Raw genomic sequence first — 18,894 nt, forward strand, 5'->3', positions numbered from 1 at the left:
TAAATTAAAATATCGAATATAGGAGCTATCTGTATATTCTCTCCGGGTATAAATTCTAATTGATTAATTCAACCAACTATGCGCAAAGTAGAAAATCACATGCTGATAATTTTTGGAGCTTCGGGAGATCTCACGGCCAGAAAACTTTTACCGGCATTGTTTGATCTATATATAGGAAAACATCTGTGTGAAAATTTTGTTGTTTTAGGAACCAGTAGAAGTGATTTAAGTGATCAGGAATTTAGAAAGAAGGTGGTTACCAATAGTAAATATTTAAGGGAGAAGCTTAGTGATCATGACGAAAACTATATCCAATCTTTTGCTAACAGAATATTTTACACCAAAATTGGCAAGGATTACGATACGGACTACGGCAAATTAAAAGAACGGATTACCAAGCTTGATAAAAAACATGGGACAGAAAAGAATTTTATGTTCTATTTGTCTACTCCACCCAATATTTATGAGACCATTGCAATGCATCTTGCGGAAAAAGGATTGGCAAATGAGTCTCAGGGCTGGAAAAGGATTATAGTTGAAAAACCATTTGGTTATAGTTACGAAACAGCAAAAAGATTGAATACCGGGCTTCAAAAATACTTTAATGAAACCCAAATTTACAGGATAGATCACTACCTGGGAAAGGAGACGGTACAAAACCTGTTGATAACCCGATTTGCAAACAGCATATTTGAACCCTTGTGGAATAGAAATTATATTCATCATGTGGAGATTACAAATGCTGAAACAGTGGGTGTAGAAAAAAGAGGCGGGTATTATGATAAATCGGGAGCCTTAAGGGATATGTTTCAGAATCATCTTTTACAAATTGTCTCATTGGTTGTAATGGAACCTCCAATTGACGATAAAGCGGAAGAAATTAGGAACGAGAAAGTAAAGGCCCTGAAGTCGCTTCGGATCATGCGAGATGAGGAAACACTTTATAAAAATACCATTAGGGGCCAGTATTTGGCTTCTGATATAATGGGGGAGAAGGTACCGGGCTATAGGGAGGAAGAAGGGGTAGAACCTGAATCCACTACGGAAACGTACGCGGCACTAAAATTTTATATTGATAACTGGAGATGGAAAGATGTTCCTTTTTATGTAAGAACGGCAAAAAGAATGCCTACGAAAGTAACAGAAATTGTGATCCATTTTAAATCGCCACATCATCATATTTTCAGTGAATCGGGAGTTATTGATAAAGACAACAAATTGATTATTCGAATACAACCCGATGAAGGGATCCTGATAAAATTCGGGGTGAAAGTTCCGGGACAGGGGTTTATGGTTGAGCGAGCGAATCTGGAGTTTTACTACTCTGATCTGGCCGATCAAAAGCTTATGAGCGCTTATGAACGCCTCTTGTTGGATGCCATGCAGGGAGATCCGACTTTATATGCCAGAGCAGATGAGGTAGAAGCGGCCTGGGAGTTTGTGGATCCAATATTGGCTTTCTGGAAAAACGGCAAAGATGTTAAGACCTATGGTTATTCTTCCGGGGTATGGGGCCCGCAAAATGCAGACGAACTTTTTGAAGGTCATTATAGCTGGAGGAACCCCGGTGAAGCTCTTGCTGATGATCCCGGTTTTTGTGAAATAAATTAAGTTAAGTTGATGAAAATCAATATATCAGATTCAAAGCAACAAACGGCGCGGTTATTTTCTGAATACCTCGTAAATTTAATCAGCAATAATGTTTTCCTGCATATTGCATTATCCGGAGGGAGCACCCCCAAGGAGGTTTTTAAGGAATTGGCAGCAGAATTTGAAGATGCGGTAGATTGGTCAAAAGTTCAATTCTACTGGGGTGATGAACGTTGCGTTCAACCAGAGAATTCACAGAGTAATTATAAAATGGCAAATGAGTTACTTTTTTCAAAATTAGAAATTCCCTTGTACCATATACATCGAATTAAGGGTGAAAACGAACCGGTGGAAGAAGCCACGAGATATGCCCGGTTATTAGGTAAGCAACTACCGGTTTTCAGAGAAAAACCACAATTTGACCTTGTAATCTTAGGACTTGGTGATGATGGCCATACCGCATCTATATTTCCTGATCAGATTGACTTATGGAACTCTAGTGCATATTGTGAGGTCGCCGAACATCCTGAAACCGGCCAAAAACGAATTACGCTGACGGGCAATATAATTAATAATGCCAAAGAGGTAGCATTTTTAGTTACAGGTGCCAATAAGGCACAAAAAGTATTGGAGGTTGTAGAGAGAAGGGGTAACTATACGGCCTACCCAGCTTCACTTGTTAATCCTGATTCAGGAAGGTTAAACTGGTTTTTGGACCAGGAGGCTTCAAAATTGCTCACACAATTTTGAACTTGAACAGCAACTTCAAACGTAATTTGGTTTTTTAGGAGTCATTTATTAAAATGGGGAGATTTCTCACGCTGTACATCAGTAATAAAATATTTTGTATCACCCCACCAGAAGAAAGTAGTATACCGTTCCTCGTAATTCACTTTAACATAGGCTCCCTGATATTCCTTCAGTTTATCAATTACACCTTTCTTTTTCCTGGCAACGGAAAATTTAAATATCTGTGCTCCTGAAATACCCTGGCTTATCTCACCTTCCCAGGTTTTTACTACAAAGCCTTTATGACTTATTTTTATTAGTTCACCAGATCGTACACCTTCACTATAGGGAACGTAATACACAAAGGCAAGATACAAAGTGAAGGCTATAATGATAATCGATATCCCTATGATCAATGGCTTTTTCATGCAATTTAATTTAGCTTTTCTTCAAAATCATCTTGTTGGGCCCGTTCAAGATATTTATCCGGAAGAGATTTTTTGGCCTTAGCGCCCATTTTTTTGAGTTTTTCTATGCTCGTTATAATATTACCGCGGCCCTCTACCAATTTATTCATTGCCCCTTTATATTCAACCTTGGCTTCATCCATTTTTTTACCCACTTTGGTCAAATCAGTAATAAAGCCTTCAAACTTGTCGTATAATGCACCTGCCTGCCTTGCTATTTCAATAGCATTTCTTTGCTGTTTCTCATTGTTCCACATACTATCAATAGTGCGAAGTGTTGCCAATAAGGTTGAAGGTGTAACAATAACAATATTCTGTTCAAATGCTTTAGAATAAATAGCATTGTCAGTATTAATTGCGATGGCAAAAGCAGGTTCTATGGGAACAAACATCAGAACAAAATCCGGGCTTTCCATTTCATAGAGATCTTCGTATTTTTTGGAAGATAACTGATCCACATGGGTCTTAATAGAACTAATGTGTTCTTTTAAAAACTTTTCCTTAAATTCTTCTTCAACATTGATATAACGCTCATAAGCGGTAAGAGAAACCTTTGAATCTACCACCATCTTTTTACCATCAGGCAGGTTTATGATTACATCGGGTAATACCCTGCTGCCGTCTTCCCTGGTAAAACTTTGCTGAACAGAATATTCCCTGTCTTTTTCCAGGCCTGATTTTTCAAGGACCCTCTCCAGTACTAATTCTCCCCAATTCCCCTGCATTTTACTATCCCCTTTGAGCGCTTTTGTCAAATTTTCTGCTTCCTGGGTGATCTTCAGATTTTGGCTTTGCAGGTTTAATAATTGTTCTTTAAGGGAGGAATGGATACTAATGTTTTCTTTTTGACTCTTCTCAACTTTGTCTTCAAAGGTTTTAATTTTCTCCTTTAAGGGATTAAGTATACTTTCAATATTTTCTTTATTCTGTTTGGTGAATTTCTCAGACTTTACATCTAAAATTTTATTGGCTAAATTCTCAAATTCTTTTGTGAATTTTTCCTGAAGCTTTTCTACTTCGCCTTTCTGCTCTACATTTTTTTGCTGCAGGTTTTCCATTTCGGCTTCATATCGAACAATCTGAAGGCCTAAACGTTCTTTTTGAGATCTTAATTCCTTGGTCTCTTCAATACCAAGCGCCAACCTTTTCTCTATTTCTGTAAGGTTGTTCCTAAGTTGCTGCTCCCGCTCCAAAAGGGTGCTGTAATTTGATTTTGTTTTAAGATTTTGGATGTAGTTACCTAAAAAATAACCGGCAACCAAAAAAACAAGGGCAAGGATCACATAAACCAAGTAGGCTTCCATAAATTATTTATTCTTGAAAGTAAAGATAATTGATTAACATTAAATTTTCAGATGAAGCTTAACTTACTTATTAATCTTAAAAGAACCGGATTCCGGGTCAAAGGTTATGGTATCTTTGGGAAATAATTCCTCAAAGCTTTTGCTTTCGATTAGTTCACAGGGAGCACCAAAATTATTTTGGCTTTTATTCATGACAAATATTTTATCACAAAGCTGGATGGCAAGGTCTATTTCATGAGTAGTATAAAGGACGACCTTTTCCGTATCATGGGCTATTCTTTGCAATAGTTTTAAGATGTGCACTTTATGGTATAGATCCAAGTGTGTGGTAGGCTCATCCAAAAGAATAATTTCTGTATCCTGGGCTAATGCCCTGGCTATCATAACCTTTTGCAATTGCCCATCACTAAGTTCGAAACATTTATGATGTTGTAAACTTTCCAATTCGAGCATTTCAATGGCCTTTAAGATTTTTATTTGATCCTCCCCGGATAAAGTCCCAATCCAATTCGTATAAGGATGTCTGCCTAAACTCACTAATTGCGATACGGTTAGATTTTTTGAAGCAATAGGTTCTGTGAGAACTACACTGATGTGGGTTGCCAGTACATCTGGCCTTAAGGATTCAATAGGGTTATTATTTATCATTACTGAACCCGACAATTTGGGTTGTACGTTGCCCAGAGTTCGCAATAATGTAGACTTACCAATGCCGTTGATACCAACAATTGCTCCAAGTTCGCCTTTAGACAGTCCAAAGCTAATTTGATCAGCCACATAGCTTTGCTTTTTGCCTGAAGTATACCCAATGCCCAAATTCTTAGCTTCTAAGATGATATTTTCTTTTGTTGTACTGATGATTGTGCGGTTTTATTATGGATTAAAATATCATTTTCTTCTTTCGTACCAATAACCATATCACCACAGGTGCACCTACTACCGAAGTAATCGCGTTCAAGGGCAATACATAGGAGGAGGAAGGAAGTTGGGCTATCAAATCACAAAGTAACAGAAGTATGGCTCCGTATACAAGTACTGCCGGTACTAATATTTTATGATCTGTGGTATTAAAAATTTGTCGGGTTAAGTGAGGAACAGCAAGTCCAATAAAAGCGATCGGACCAGCAAAAGCTGTTACCGCACCGGCTAGTAAACCTGTAGCAATTATGATTATGAATCGAGTTTGCTTTAAATGGACACCCAGACTTCGGGCATAATTCTCTCCCAGTAATAATGCGTTTAGTGGTTTTAGGGAAGTAATACTCAATATAACACCAGCAAGAATAAAAACCGATAAGACAGCTAATTGTCCCCCTGATAAATTCCCTACGCTCCCAAATGCCCAAAAGATATATTGCTGCAATTTTTCGGCATCCGTGAAATAGGACAAGACGCTCACCAGGGCCGCAGTGATACTGCCAAACATAAGACCAATAATAAGCAATGCCATGGTATCTTTAACTCTTGAAGCTACCGTGATTACAGCCAAAAGAACTAAAAAACTACCTATACTTGAGGCAATGGCCAGCGAAACATCATCGATAACTTCAAAAAAATACCAATGAGAAAACAGGGATGACCCCATGATTAAAAGCGCCGCGCCAAGGCTTGCCCCCGAGCTTATTCCTAAAACAAAAGGTCCTGCCAATGGGTTTCTAAAAAGAGTCTGCATTAATAAACCACTCAGAGAAAGCCCGCTACCCACCAAAACAGCTGTAAAAGCCTTAGGAATTCTATAGTTCCATATAATGTAATGCCAGGATTCGTTCTCAACTGCACCACCAAAAATACTTTTCAAAGTGGCAGTGAAGGGAATGGTTACCGATCCAAGGCTCAGATTAAGTACAAAGCATAAAAACATAACCACAATTAGGATTAGAAAGGGAAACAGGTATGTATTTGATCTTTGCACTATTGTAAAGGTTTAAAAAAGAAAAGCTTGTGTTCCGGCAGTAACTGAGGATGAAAAATATGTATAAGGTCTTTTAGTATTAAATCGGGTTTGGAAGGCCCTAGTTCATAAAACAACAAACCTCCGCTTTCTCCTTTTGTATTGGCAAAAGTGTATATTTTTTTTTCTTTATAAGCTTTAAACTGACTGTAGTGTCTGCTTGCCTTATCAAGTTCATTATAAGAAATAAATTGAGAGGGAGAAATCCAAAATGAAGCGTAGGCAGCTTTTGCAAGTACACTTTCAATACTTAAAGAAAGGCTGCCTGTAGCACTTGTGTCACTCCATAAATAATCTGCATTTGCGTCATTAATAAAGCTGGCCGCCCAACTCTTTCCTCCGGGTAGATACCAAACATCTTTATAAAGTGCACCGCTAAGCACCGTTGGCCTGGTAGTGGCTTTCAGAGCTAAATCCCTGGCAGTTAAGTAATTTTTCTCAGTAGTTTTGAATATGTCCTGAGCTTCAGCCTCCAGGCCAAAGAAGGGTGCAAAGAATTTGATCCACTCTGCCTTGCCCAAGGGTGTTTCTTCAGTCCAATCCCCATTGTAAACCACCGGAATATCTGAACGTTGTAAGGTTTCATAGGCCCTATTCTGATTATTTATACTAAACCCTATTACCAGGTCAGGATTAAGGTTTATGGCCATTTCAGTATTAAGAGACTCGTTATTACCTAAATCCTTGATTTTTCCCTCATCTATTTTCTTTCTTGCAGCATCCGAAGAAATATATTTGGTATCCGGAAAACCTACAAGCATGTCTAATACACCAAGATTCTCCAATGCCGGTATATGAGTTGTGGAAGTAACGATTAGACGTTCTATGGGAACATTAATAATGGCGTCAAAATCTTTATTGCTGAGTTCGGGTTTTGTCTTAAGTCCCTTAGGTACTAAAGCATAGGTAAATCCTTCTTTCGCATCCGGCCAGGGAGATAAAATCTTAATTATGGTAATTCCTGAAGCGGACTTTTCAATTGAAAATCCTTTTGCATAATTAATAGCTACCAGCTCACTTTTTACGATTTGTTGTAAAGAGGTCTCAGTTTTCGGTTTACATGAAACGAAGACCACAATGAAACTAAGCAAGGCTATATATTTAAATGGGAACAGATTCATAAACACTTTCGCAAGGTAACAAAAGTCACATTTTTAAAATTAGATACGTTCTAAATTTGTTAAAACTTCATATTTGGTGAGAGATTCGAATATCATAGTCTATATCATAATTGGGATTGTAATACTTCATTTTATTATTGGAATTCTCTGGTTAATTATAAAACTAGGAAGGAAAAGTGACCCGGACTAGAGAAATTGCACTACATTAGCTTCGAATTATGGTTTTCAGTTCTTTAATTAGAAATGAAATTAAAAGGGAATCCGGTTTAAATCCGGAACTGTTCCCGCAACTGTAAGCTTTATTCCTTTTGTTAGGAATGCTTGTTACTACTTCATTACCACTGTAACTATTCATATAAACTGAATATTCACGGGAAGGTTGGTAGCAAGACGTAAGTCAGGAGACCTGCCAAATTCAACCAACAATGTTAAACTTTCGGGATAGAAGTTTGCGTATAGGAACAGCTGTACCTTTTTCCCGCAATATTATTGACTTTAATGATAAAAAGGTATTCTTTTTTTTCCATTTTTATCGTAATACTAACAACAGTTTCTGCCCAGACAAAGGTTGACTCCATTAGGTTGCAGGAATTAGATGAGGTGGTTGTCAGTGATTCCAGATTTCCTTTAAAAAGGGAGAACTCTGGCAAAACAGTCATAAAGATTGGCCCCGGTGAGTTGGAAAATAACCAGGGTAAAACCGTTGCAGAAATAATTAATACCAAAAGTGGTATAGAAATCGCCGGTAGCCGTGGTAGGCAAGGGGAGGTTTTGGGTGTTTTTGCCCGGGGAGGAAGAGGCAGGCAGGTTTTAGTCTTAATTGACGGCGTAAGAGTATCGGACCCTTCTTCATTTTCTCAGGAATATGATCTTAGGCTACTTGCTGTATCAAATATAGAATCAATTGAAATTATAAAGGGAGCTGCCAGTACCCTGTATGGTATGAGCGCAGCAACAGCCGTGATAAATATAACCAGCAAGAAAGTCTCAGATAAAAAGATAAGCGGTGATTTTCAATCCAGTTTTGGAACAAACCAATCTTCCTCTGATCAGAATTATAATATTGCGGATATTAGCAATACTGCTCTGGTTAACGGAACCCTTGATGATTTTACCTATTCTCTGGGCTTTTCCAATGTATATACCAACGGTTTGTCATCAATTATTACTGAAACTAATGAGGAAGACCCTTTTTCAAGATACAATATTGACCTAAAACTGGGGTATGAGTTTAATGACAAGGTAAAGCTAGTTATTTACGGCAATCAGACGAATTTGAACAGTGCCTATGACGAATCTTTTGGTTTGCTTGATGCCCCCTACACTTTTCTTACAGAGCAAAAACGTCTGGGATTATCTTCTAAATGGACTTACAACAAAGGGAATTTAAATTTAAATGGTTCATATACCAATTATAGGTCGGATAACAGAAGTGCATTTCCTTCCATGTTTGAAGGGAATAATTACGTTGTTGATCTGTTTAACAGGTATACCTTTAACGATCGGATATACACAATATTAGGTGTTAATTATAATCTGGATAGGGCGGAAGTTGATGGAACACAAGAATTTTCACTTATAGATCCTTATGCAAATTTGGTTTATGTTTCACCCTTTGGATTAAACGTTAATGCAGGACTGAGACTAAATATTCATTCAGAATATGGTTCACATCTGGTCTACAATATTAATCCGTCTTATACTTTGAAATTTAATGAGGGTTATCTAAAGTTTATGGGCACTTATGCAACTTCATATATCACACCTTCTTTAACACAGTTATTTGGGATTTTTGGTGCAAACCCATTGCTGGAACCTGAAATTAACCGCACAGTCGAAGGAGGTTTGGAGTATAAAGTGAATGAGAAACTGAGGTTGAGCGGGTTGTATTTTAATAGAAAAGAGGACAATTTTGTGTTTTTTGATAATACGCTTTTTCAATACTTTAATGCTTCAAATACCATTGACATACAGGGTTTTGAGGCTCAATTAGACTGGATTCCTCTTGAGAAAATGAATTTTAGCGCAAACTATACTTTTACTGAAAGAAAAGGAGATAATGCAATTAGAATACCCAAGCACAGTATTAATGCGGCCTTGAGCTATAATTTTACATCCAGCACTTATGCCTCACTGACGTATGCCTTTTTAGGGAAGCGCCTCGATACCGATTTTAATACATTTAATGATGAGGTTCTCGATCCGTTTTCAACCTTTGGCATTTACATTTCACAAGAAGTGATGGCGAACAAACTCAAATTCTTTTTAAACATAGAGAATGTGTTTAATGCAAATTTCACCGAGGTTATCGGATTTACCACAAGAGGGAGGAACCTTAGATTAGGAATAAATCTAAAACTTTAAAAAGTTGCTATTTCAGATCAAGATTCAAATGAAGCGGCTTATCCAATACCATATTGTCTTTCATTGGCGTAAACATTTTGGAACTTGTGAACAAATTAACGGGGGTCTTAACGGTAAAATCTCTTTTTCCGGAGACTCCTGTAATGGCTTCAATTGCTCTGGCAAGTAAGGGTTCATTTTCATCTCCCAAAATTCCCAGATTCTCCAAATCCTCGGCTAATTCGATATCCGGTGCAAAACCGGCAGTATAATCAGAAAAACCAACGGCATTTTCATTTCTTCCAACCAAAGGTTGTATGGCCCAACTATTATCCGGATTAATTTGGTTTTCTCTGGAAGGAGTATAAATAAACGGAGCACCTTCGCGGCTGGGATCATCTACCATAGTAAGCGAAAATTCATTCTTACCCCGGGTTGTAGTCCCTATTTTAATAACTTCTACGTATGGATCCAGGGCATTAATCACCAATTCACTAGCTGAAGCTGAACTGCCTGTAGTTAATATGTAAACCCTATTCAGGTTTAACGTATTAATTGTGGTACCTGCTCCTGTTCGGTCTGCAAAATAATCTGTTAAATCTTCATCAGAAAAAATGGCCTGCAATTTGTCATTCCAGCGTTGGCGTAGGTATAAATTATTGGTATTGGTGCTAAAGATCATACTTGAAAGTAAGCGGGAAGAATTTACAGAACCTCCCGGATTATAACGTAAGTCGAGCACTAAATCGGTAACTCCATCAGCCTTTAATTGTCCAAAGGCATCATTCAATTCTTCATCAAATTCATTGGTGAAACCATTATACATTAAATATCCTATTACGTTCCCACTTATGTCAAATGAATTTACAATAAACACAGGATTTTCAACTAACCCATCCTGTTTAGTCAACTCCACACTTTTGCCATTCGGAGTAATTTCACCATTATTGATATCGGCCATATTCAGGGTATAGGTGGCGTTTTCGCCAAATAAGAGATCCCGGTAATTGCTTTCATTTAAACCCTGGCCATCCACTCCGGTGAATAATTCTCCGCGTGAAATATCTTTGGTAGAAGCATCAGAATTTGCCACGATGTAGCGGACGTATCCAAAGATATCTGTATCATTTTCACCATAGAAAAATAACCCAAACTCCAAACCGTTACTTCGTGAAATACCAGCTAAATTTTCAGTGAGCTCTTTATAATCCATGCTATAAAAGCTAAAACGATCTTCTGCAAAGCGCAGTTTATTGTCGAAAAAATCCGCTGGGTCTGCTTCCGAGGCTAAAAATGCGTTGTAATCCTCGTTGTTGGTGAATCTATCATCTGCAAGGTCATCTACATCAGATTGCCAGAAATACCAAATATTCATTGCTTTCCACATAAAGTCCTGAACATTGACAGAAGCGCTGCCTGGGCCATCCACGCCTCCAATATCATCGTCTTTACTGCAAGAAACACTTAGGGAGATTATTCCCACAAATAAAAGGAGAAACTTTTTCATTTATTATTTTTTTTGCAATTTACATAGTTTATGCAACTATCATTCCAATTTTAATATTCATTAACACTATTTTACCTCCCTCGCTAATTATCTGTATATTATCATGATAAGTAGCTTTGAGCGCACAAATTACTTACATCTGCAAGAAAATAAAATTTTTTGTAACAAAATTCGATGTACTTCGTCTTGCTTATGTAAAACACCTTGAATGGTTTATACAACAACAGAACAACCGAATATGACGCAATCAGAATTTTTAAATGTGGTTATGCCTTTTAAAGACAAGTTATACAGACTGTCAAAAAGACTACTCACATCCGCAGAAGAGGCAGAAGATGCCACTCAGGAGATCCTGATGAAGTTATGGTCTAAGAATGACAATATTGCGAAATATAAGAATGTTGAAGCTTTCGCAATGACAATGACCAAAAACTTTTGCCTGGATAGGTTAAAGTCGAAACAGTCCGGTAACCTGAAACTGGTTCACAGCAATTACGAAGATGGGAATGCATCATTACAAAGACAGCTGGAGGCGAGAGATAGCGTAAGTTGGGTGGAAAAGATTATGATGGAATTACCGGAACAACAAAAAATGGTATTGCAATTGAGAGATGTTGAAGAATACGATTTTGATGAAATTGCAGATTTGCTGGAAATGAAACCTACGGCAGTAAGAGTAGCTCTTTCCAGAGCAAGAAAAACAGTCAGAGAAAGATTAATGAAAAAACATAGTTATGGAATTGGATAAAATTGAAAAATTATTAGAAAAGTACTTCGAGGCTACTACCACGGTAGCTGAGGAGAAACAATTGAGAAAGTATTTTTCACAGGATGCGGTGGCACCACACCTGGAGCAGTACGCCCCAATGTTTACTTACTTTTCTACAGCCAAAGACGAACGGTTTACAAAGCAGGTTCCATTAAAACCTAGAGTATCGTACTACAAATGGATTTCTATTGCAGCAGTAGCGGTTATAGCCTTTGGAATATTTTTCGGTAATGATTACCGCCAACAAATGGAAGCAGAATATGCGTATAATGAAACTAAAAAGGCATTAAACCTGCTGGCAGTTAATTTGGAGCGCGGTACTGAAAAAGTGGGTTATTTAAATGAATTTGAAGAAACAAAACAAAAAATTTACAAAAACAATTAAAATTTAAAAAAGATGAAAAAGTATATTCTAATAGTTGCATTGGCAGTTTTACCGCTTTGTGGTTTTTCACAGTCAATCTTTGACAAGTTTGAAGATTCAGATGAAGTAAGTTCTGTAATAGTTAATAAAAACATGTTTAATCTTTTAATGAAGATGGATGTGGATGTTGATGATCCCGAAGCTCAGGAGTTTATGGATGTAGCCAAGAGTTTAAGCGGACTTAAAGTTTTTATCACAGAAGATAAATCGGTTTCTGCAGATATGCAGGCCACGGTGAATAAGTATCTTAAATCTTCTTCTTTGGAAGAACTGATGAGGGTTAAGGATAAAGAAACCAATATAAAATTCTATGTAAAAAACGGTAAAGATGAAGATCATGTAAGCGAATTATTAATGTTTGTTACCGGTATCGACAACGTAGATATGGAAATAAATGACAGAAAGATTGAAACTGTTCTTCTTACATTAACAGGAGATATTGATCTTACCAAAATAGGTTCCCTTACAAAAAAGATGAATTTACCGGAAGAATTGAACAAGGCAGAAAAAAAGGACAAATCAGAATAATATATGCATATAGAGGTAATTGACCGTTGAGATGTTACAAACTTCCCAACAGGTCAATTGCCTTTAGACAAAATTCTGATTAAATAAAAGATCAAAAAATGAAAAAAATATTAACTGTATTTTCCGTAATGAGCTTGCTGTTCTTTATTGCTTGTTCTTCAACTCAAAGCCTTCAGGAATATTATGTGGATAATTCAGAAAACCCCAATTTTATTGCATTGGATGTTCCGACAAGCATGCTGAATCTGGAAAATCAGGATTTATCAGAATCGCAACAAGAGGCCCTGCAGTCCTTAAGGAAATTGAATTTATTGGCTTTTAAAAAGACAAACGAAAACGGGGCAGAATATGAAGTTGAAAAGTCAAAGGTAAAAGCTATTTTAAAGAATGACGACTTTGTTGAATTAATGAAGCTGAATTCACAATACGGAAAAGGAGTTGTTAAGTATGTTGGTGATGAAGACGCTATAGATGAGGTAATTATTTATGGCAGCAGCGATGATAAAGGTTTCGCTATTATCAGGGTTCTGGGAAAAAATATGAATCCCGGACATATTATTCAATTAATGAATGCGATACAAAGTTCTGATTTCAATGGTGAAGGTCTTGGAGAAATAGGAGAATTTCTCAAAGGATAATTCAAATAATTTTATATGCGAAACCCGTCCGGATACTTTCCGGCCGGGTTTTTTTATTCTATTTCTAAAAAAGGGACTAAAAGTTCTTATTTGGTTTAAATTTCTCTATTCAATTTTATATCTTCCCAACTCTTTAATTCTAAAAGTTATATATCATGGAAGACGCTCAGATATGGATGAATAAAGGTATTGATTTCATTACCGAATACGGCCCCAAGCTAATTGGTGCAATTCTGATTTTTATGATAGGTTCCTGGATAATAAAAAAGATAGTCGGGGTATCCAGAAAGGCCATGTCCAAGGGTAAGTATGATGAATCATTGCAAAGATTTCTCTTAAACCTCACTTCATGGGCTTTAAAGATTTTGCTGATTATTATGGTTATTTCTACCCTGGGGGTCAATGTAACAACTTTTGCTGCAGTTATTGCCGCGGCAGGTTTGGCAGTTGGCCTGGCTTTACAGGGATCCCTTTCTAATTTTGCTGGAGGAATTTTGATCATGATCTTTAAACCTTACCGTATTGGTGATTTAATTGAAGCACAAGGCGTATTGGGTGCAGTGAAAGAAATTGAGATTTTCACCACTAAGCTTATAACACCTCAAAATAAGTTGGCGATAGTGCCAAATGGTGCTATGGCTAATGGAAATATTGTTAATTACACGGCTGAAGGTAAAATCAGAGTTGATGTTGAAATTGGTATAGGCTATGGAGAAGATATTAAAAAGGCCAAAGAAGTTTTGATGGAAGTACTTACCTCAAACGAAAAAGTTTTACAAGATCCTGAACCTTCAGTAAATGTTTCAGCCCTGGCAGATAGTTCAATTAACTTTGCAGTCCGCCCATATGCCAAACCTGAGGATTACTGGGATGTATTTTTTGCCACCACCGAGGGATGTAAACTAGCACTGGACAAGGCTGGAATTGAAATTCCTTATCCCCATGTACAAATATTAAAAAACGGATAACCTCAATTAATGCCTGGTTTTTTGGTAAAGGATTATAACATTTCAACTTGATTGTTTAAGGAGACCTCTTGTTATATTCCGGTATAATTTAAGGGACTTATATTTTTTAGTTCCGTTTTAAGATCTTCGCTAATTTCTAATTGGTCAATAAACGTTGCAATCGAGGTCTTGGTTATAGCTTCGTTGGTCCGGGTAAGTCCTTTTAATGCTTCGTAGGGGTTGGGATATCCTTCCCTTCTAAGTATGGTTTGTATCGCTTCGGCTACGACCGCCCAATTATCGTTCAGATCTTTTTCAAATTGGGCCCTATTTAGTAATAATTTGCTCAGCCCTTTAATTGTGGCCTTAAAGGCAATTAAGGTATGAGCGAATGGCACTCCTACGTTACGCAAAACGGTACTGTCCGTTAAATCGCGCTGCATACGCGAAATAGGTAATTTAGCGGACAAATGCTCAAATATTGCATTGGCAATCCCCAGATTTCCTTCGGAATTTTCAAAATCAATCGGATTTACTTTATGAGGCATGGCTGAAGAACCCACTTCACCCTTAGTTATTTTTTGTTTAAAATAATCCATGGAAATATATGTCCACATATCCTTATTCAAGTCTAGGACTATTGTATTGATACGTTTTAATGCATCAAATAAGGCAGCCATATGATCATAATGTTCAATTTGAGTAGTAGGGAATGAGTGGACCAAACCCAAGCTGTTCTGAACAAAACCTTGTCCAAAATTTTGCCAGTCTAAATCGGGGTAAGCCACTTTATGCGCATTATAATTACCGGTTGCACCACCAAATTTTGCGGCCTGTGGAATAGCTTTTAAAAGACCAAACTGTTCTTCTAGCCGAACTACAAAGACGTTAATTTCTTTACCCAAACGAGTTGGCGACGCAGGTTGACCATGGGTTCTGGCCAGCATGGGCACTGCATCCCATTTTTTTACCAATGTTCTTAATTCAGAAGTCAGTTCTTCGAATACCGGGATATATACTTCATTCAGAGCCTCTTTCAAAGAATAGGGTATAGCAGTATTGTTAATGTCCTGAGAGGTAAGTCCAAAATGGATAAACTCCTTGTATTTTTCGAGTCCCAGTAAATCAAATTTGTCTTTGATAAAATATTCAACAGCTTTTACATCATGATTAGTAGTTCGCTCAATTTCCTTTACGGCTAAAGCATCTTCTTCACTAAAATTTTGGACAATATTCCGAAGGGCACTGATTTTTTCTTTGCTTAATGAAGGGAGTTGTGCCAATCCTAATTCACAAAGGGCTATGAAGTATTCAATTTCCACCATTACCCGAAACTTGATTAAGGCTTCTTCAGAAAAGAAATTAGCCAGGGATTCTACTTTTGATCGATATCTTCCATCAATAGGTGAAATGGCGTTTAATTGATTTAACGACATATGCTTTTAGATTGGTTAATTTTTGAAAAATGTAAAGATACTTATATGCTCGGGAGATAAAAAGGATAGTCACTTTTTTTGAATGAATACTCCGGGGTAATAAACACAATTTTATTTAGATAACTTTTCATTCTTTTTAATTAATGCCAGGATTTGCCTTGCCCTTGCCTTATATGCTGCGCTACCCGCATAGAAATTTTGCTCAAGAACAAGCTTAAGTTCAGGTCTTATCCATTCAAATTTTTCGCCTAGTAAATATAGGCTCGACATAGAATAAGCCTTAGCAGCTACTTTATGATCGCCTATAAGCCAATCAAAACAACAGGATGTGATTCTCTTTAAGTGATCGTCTTTTAATGAATCCCGAACATCATTATTTGAACTCGAAAAATAAACCTTCATAAGGATTTCGCAAATTTTGGCTATAGGTCTTACCGACGAATCTAAATGTACTTTTGATATCCCGTGAATAAAAGAATCCGTATGCATTAGGATGTATTTCAGGTCTTTTTTAGCTATAAACTCCAAAATCCAGCACGCTTTAGAAGATATTGATCCACGATCCTCAAAAGCAATTTCCATTAAGGGTGCAATATTTCCGGGATTATCCAGAACAAGTTCTGTAGTTTCCTGCCGATTATAGCGTGTACCGTTTACATAATTTAAAGATTCTAACAATTCAGCTTTGGTCACGAAAATTTGTATTTTAGCCCTTTAAAGCACCCCCAAATGAAAATAATAAAAAAAATAGCAAAATTGCTATTACTACTTTTTATTGCGCTTCAATTTTTCAGACCGGACAAGAATAGTAACCAAGGCGATCATACAGTCTACTTTAGAACGGAAACTAATCCGCCCGAAGATGTCATGGCTATTCTGACACAAAGTTGTTTTGATTGTCATAGTAGCAATACTCAATATCCCTGGTACAACAATATTGCACCTGTTTCCTACTGGATTTCAAATCATATAAAACACGGTAAAGAAGAATTGAATTTTTCGGAATGGGACCAATATAGCAAGAATCAGAAGGACCATAAGTTGGAGGAATTGATTGAGGAAGTGGAGGCAGCTAAAATGCCTTTAAACGAGTACACCTGGACACATGAAAAAGCAAGGCTTACGGAAGAGCAGCAAAAAGCTTTAGTGGAATGGGCTAAACGAACTAGAATTCTTTATGGATTAGGTGAGTTACCAAGGTAGGAACTCCTTTTGCCGCTGTATTTTCAATAACGGTCAGGTTTTCATAATAGGAGGCGTTGATATTAGGCTTGGGGTCAATAAAGTATATTGGGATGCCTTGTTTTGCAAAGTTTAATAAACCAGCTGCTGGATATACCTGCATTGAAGTTCCAATAATAATAAGAATGTCTGCAGATTCAGTAATTCGGGAAGCTTCCGTTAAAAGAGGAACCTCCTCGCCAAACCATACTATATGCGGACGTAATTGGTACCCCTTTGGGCATGTATCTCCGAGATTCAAATCTTTTTTCCACTCTAATACCGTTGACGCATCACCAGTACTACGAACTTTTAGCAATTCTCCATGAAGATGGATTATGTGTGAACTTCCCGCACGTTCATGCAAATCGTCTACATTTTGTGTTATTATAGTTACATTAAAGTGCTGTTCAAGGGCAACAAGTACCTCATGACCGGGATTGGGTACAACTTCCGACAGTTGCCTTCTCCTTTGGTTATAAAAATCAAGAACCAGAGCCGGGTTTTGGGCGAACCCGTATGGAGAGGCTACCTCCATTACATCATGTCCTTCCCATAACCCATCGGCGCCACGAAAAGTTCTAATCCCGCTATCTGCGCTCATGCCGGCGCCTGTAAGTACTACAATCCTTTTTTGCATAATTTAGGTTCTACTATAAAGATACATTTTTCTTAAATTAGAAGGATGATAGATCAGAATCTGCTTGCCTATTTGGAAACATTTATTACCCCTGACCGGATAAATCGATTTAAGGCGGTTTTAGCGGAGCGCACAGATTATATCACGGTGGCTATTGAGGATGTTTTTCAGATGCATAATACCAGCGCTGTTCTGAGGAGTTGCGATGTTTTTGGTATACAAAGTATTCATGTTATTGAAGCAAAATTTGCTCAGGATCTCGATAAAAATATCGCTATGGGAGCTGAAAAATGGGTAGATATTCAGCGATATTCAACCGCCAAATCCTGTATAGATCATCTAAGAGAACAGGGATATAAAATTGTTGCAACCACGCCTCATACGGAATCTTGTTTGCTCGAGGACTTTGATATAACAGATAAAACGGCATTGTTTTTTGGGACCGAAAAAGAAGGCCTGAGCGAAGTGGTTTTAAAAGAGGCGGATGCTAAGTTGAAAATACCTATGTCCGGGTTTTCTGAAAGTCTCAATATCTCCGTATCTGCCGCTATTATTCTGTATGATTTAACCCAAAAGTTAAAACGATCAGATGTATCCTGGCAATTGACAGATACTGAGATTTTGAAAAAACGATTGGATTGGACTAAAAAAACAATAAAGAGTATTGAAGAAATTATGGAAAGATATGTGAAAGGGCATTAAATTTTTTTATATTTAAAGGTAACTAATTAATTGATAAACAAATGGATACAGTATTATATATTCTTGCCGGCATAGCTGTTCTGATTCTGATTTTAGGTATCATAGCTCCTAAAGGTTATGATGTTAGCCGTTCTATTAAAGTACGGCAACCCGTTTCTGTGGTATTCGATTATCTGAAATATTTGAAAAATCAGGACCATTGGAGTCCGTGGGGTAAAAGGGACCCTAATATGAAAAAGGAATTTGTTGGAACAGACGGTGAAATAGGAGCAACCAGTAAATGGGAAGGAAATAAAGAAGTTGGTAGCGGCGAACAGGAAATAACAAGGATAGTGGAAAACGAACTAATTGAGTCTGATCTGCGATTCCTCAAACCCTGGAAGTCGCAATCAGATGCCTATTTGAAGGTTAATGAAGCCGGTTCGGGTGAGACAGAAGTTACCTGGGGTTTTACAGGTAAGAATAAATTTCCAATGAGCATTATGATGCTTTTTATGAATATGGATAAGGCTGTAGGCAAAGACTTTGAAGAAGGTTTAGCGAGTTTAAAGGCTATTTTGGAAAAAAACCCGTAATT

The 18,894-nt window shown here is 37.3% G+C and carries 20 protein-coding genes and 1 riboswitch; of the genes, 11 read left to right on the forward strand and 9 right to left on the reverse strand.

Features of this window, described 5'->3' with window-relative positions; translation table 11 throughout:
* The first annotated feature begins 78 nt into the window (after positions 1–78).
* Both zwf and pgl read left to right on the forward strand, forming a co-directional pair.
* Complete coding sequence (zwf, locus tag Q0X77_RS01395; protein ID WP_297792115.1) at positions 79–1,611, forward strand: glucose-6-phosphate dehydrogenase; 1,533 nt, start codon at positions 79–81, stop codon at positions 1,609–1,611.
* A 9-nt stretch (positions 1,612–1,620) separates the two neighbouring features.
* Positions 1,621–2,340, forward strand: coding sequence for a 6-phosphogluconolactonase (pgl, locus tag Q0X77_RS01400; protein ID WP_297792117.1), 720 nt, complete (start codon positions 1,621–1,623; stop codon positions 2,338–2,340).
* 41 nt (positions 2,341–2,381) lie between these two features.
* Here the strand turns inward: pgl and Q0X77_RS01405 are convergent, their stop codons facing one another.
* The 5 genes from Q0X77_RS01405 to Q0X77_RS01425 form a co-directional block, all read right to left on the reverse strand.
* Entirely contained in the window at positions 2,382–2,747 is a 366-nt protein-coding gene (locus Q0X77_RS01405) for a 6-phosphogluconate dehydrogenase (protein WP_297792119.1), read from the reverse strand.
* A 5-nt stretch (positions 2,748–2,752) separates the two neighbouring features.
* A complete protein-coding gene (gene rmuC / locus Q0X77_RS01410) occupies positions 2,753–4,090 on the reverse strand; it encodes a DNA recombination protein RmuC (protein WP_297792121.1) in 1,338 nt (445 codons plus the stop codon).
* Positions 4,091–4,153: 63 nt separating this feature from the next.
* Positions 4,154–4,948, reverse strand: coding sequence for an ABC transporter ATP-binding protein (locus tag Q0X77_RS01415; protein WP_297792206.1), 795 nt, complete (start codon positions 4,946–4,948; stop codon positions 4,154–4,156).
* Positions 4,949–4,970: 22 nt separating this feature from the next.
* Positions 4,971–5,951 (reverse strand): iron ABC transporter permease, encoded by a 981-nt coding sequence (locus Q0X77_RS01420; protein WP_297792123.1) that lies wholly within the window; start codon positions 5,949–5,951, stop codon positions 4,971–4,973.
* Between the two features lie 50 nt (positions 5,952–6,001).
* Positions 6,002–7,162 carry an ABC transporter substrate-binding protein gene (locus tag Q0X77_RS01425; RefSeq protein WP_297792125.1) on the reverse strand — a complete coding sequence of 387 codons (1,161 nt, stop codon included), beginning with the start codon at positions 7,160–7,162 and terminating at the stop codon, positions 6,002–6,004.
* 202 nt (positions 7,163–7,364) lie between these two features.
* A riboswitch (cobalamin riboswitch) is annotated at positions 7,365–7,591 on the forward strand.
* A gap of 69 nt (positions 7,592–7,660) precedes the next feature.
* Here Q0X77_RS01425 and Q0X77_RS01430 point away from each other — a divergent pair.
* Positions 7,661–9,526, forward strand: coding sequence for a TonB-dependent receptor plug domain-containing protein (locus Q0X77_RS01430; RefSeq protein ID WP_297792127.1), 1,866 nt, complete (start codon positions 7,661–7,663; stop codon positions 9,524–9,526).
* Between the two features lie 7 nt (positions 9,527–9,533).
* Here Q0X77_RS01430 and Q0X77_RS01435 read toward each other — a convergent pair whose 3' ends face one another.
* Positions 9,534–11,012: a S41 family peptidase gene (locus tag Q0X77_RS01435; RefSeq protein ID WP_297792129.1), complete on the reverse strand. Its 1,479-nt coding sequence runs from the start codon at positions 11,010–11,012 to the stop codon at positions 9,534–9,536.
* Between the two features lie 238 nt (positions 11,013–11,250).
* Here Q0X77_RS01435 and Q0X77_RS01440 point away from each other — a divergent pair, with 238 nt between their 5' ends.
* The 5 genes from Q0X77_RS01440 (at position 11,251) to Q0X77_RS01460 (ending at position 14,339) form a co-directional block, all read left to right on the forward strand.
* Positions 11,251–11,760, forward strand: coding sequence for an RNA polymerase sigma factor (locus tag Q0X77_RS01440; protein WP_297792209.1), 510 nt, complete (start codon positions 11,251–11,253; stop codon positions 11,758–11,760).
* The gene (locus Q0X77_RS01445; protein ID WP_297792132.1) at positions 11,747–12,166 is read left to right on the forward strand and encodes a hypothetical protein; all 420 of its coding nucleotides are present in this window, start codon (positions 11,747–11,749) and stop codon (positions 12,164–12,166) included. Before Q0X77_RS01440 ends, Q0X77_RS01445 begins: the two co-directional genes overlap by 14 nt.
* A gap of 12 nt (positions 12,167–12,178) precedes the next feature.
* Entirely contained in the window at positions 12,179–12,733 is a 555-nt protein-coding gene (locus Q0X77_RS01450; RefSeq protein WP_297792134.1) for a DUF4252 domain-containing protein, read from the forward strand.
* A 98-nt stretch (positions 12,734–12,831) separates the two neighbouring features.
* Positions 12,832–13,371 carry a DUF4252 domain-containing protein gene (locus Q0X77_RS01455; RefSeq protein ID WP_297792135.1) on the forward strand — a complete coding sequence of 180 codons (540 nt, stop codon included), beginning with the start codon at positions 12,832–12,834 and terminating at the stop codon, positions 13,369–13,371.
* 155 nt (positions 13,372–13,526) lie between these two features.
* Positions 13,527–14,339 (forward strand): mechanosensitive ion channel domain-containing protein, encoded by an 813-nt coding sequence (locus Q0X77_RS01460; protein ID WP_297792137.1) that lies wholly within the window; start codon positions 13,527–13,529, stop codon positions 14,337–14,339.
* 71 nt (positions 14,340–14,410) lie between these two features.
* Here the strand turns inward: Q0X77_RS01460 and purB are convergent, their stop codons facing one another.
* Both purB and Q0X77_RS01470 read right to left on the reverse strand, forming a co-directional pair.
* Positions 14,411–15,754, reverse strand: a complete 1,344-nt coding sequence (gene purB, locus Q0X77_RS01465) for an adenylosuccinate lyase (RefSeq protein ID WP_297792139.1) — start codon at positions 15,752–15,754, stop codon at positions 14,411–14,413.
* Between the two features lie 111 nt (positions 15,755–15,865).
* Positions 15,866–16,447, reverse strand: a complete 582-nt coding sequence (locus Q0X77_RS01470) for an adenylosuccinate lyase (protein WP_297792141.1) — start codon at positions 16,445–16,447, stop codon at positions 15,866–15,868.
* Between the two features lie 36 nt (positions 16,448–16,483).
* Between Q0X77_RS01470 and Q0X77_RS01475 the strand changes: the two genes are divergently transcribed.
* Positions 16,484–16,957 (forward strand): heme-binding domain-containing protein, encoded by a 474-nt coding sequence (locus tag Q0X77_RS01475; RefSeq protein WP_297792143.1) that lies wholly within the window; start codon positions 16,484–16,486, stop codon positions 16,955–16,957.
* Here the strand turns inward: Q0X77_RS01475 and Q0X77_RS01480 are convergent.
* Positions 16,920–17,615 carry an NAD-dependent deacylase gene (locus Q0X77_RS01480; RefSeq protein WP_297792145.1) on the reverse strand — a complete coding sequence of 232 codons (696 nt, stop codon included), beginning with the start codon at positions 17,613–17,615 and terminating at the stop codon, positions 16,920–16,922. The genes Q0X77_RS01475 and Q0X77_RS01480 overlap by 38 nt on opposite strands.
* Before the next feature lie 45 nt (positions 17,616–17,660).
* Between Q0X77_RS01480 and Q0X77_RS01485 the strand changes: the two genes are divergently transcribed.
* Complete coding sequence (locus Q0X77_RS01485; RefSeq protein WP_297792147.1) at positions 17,661–18,317, forward strand: RNA methyltransferase; 657 nt, start codon at positions 17,661–17,663, stop codon at positions 18,315–18,317.
* A 41-nt stretch (positions 18,318–18,358) separates the two neighbouring features.
* Positions 18,359–18,892: an SRPBCC family protein gene (locus tag Q0X77_RS01490; RefSeq protein ID WP_297792149.1), complete on the forward strand. Its 534-nt coding sequence runs from the start codon at positions 18,359–18,361 to the stop codon at positions 18,890–18,892.
* Positions 18,893–18,894: the final 2 nt, after the last annotated feature.

It is taken from the genome of uncultured Eudoraea sp. (assembly GCF_947258925.1).
In the GTDB taxonomy this organism is placed as follows: domain Bacteria; phylum Bacteroidota; class Bacteroidia; order Flavobacteriales; family Flavobacteriaceae; genus Eudoraea.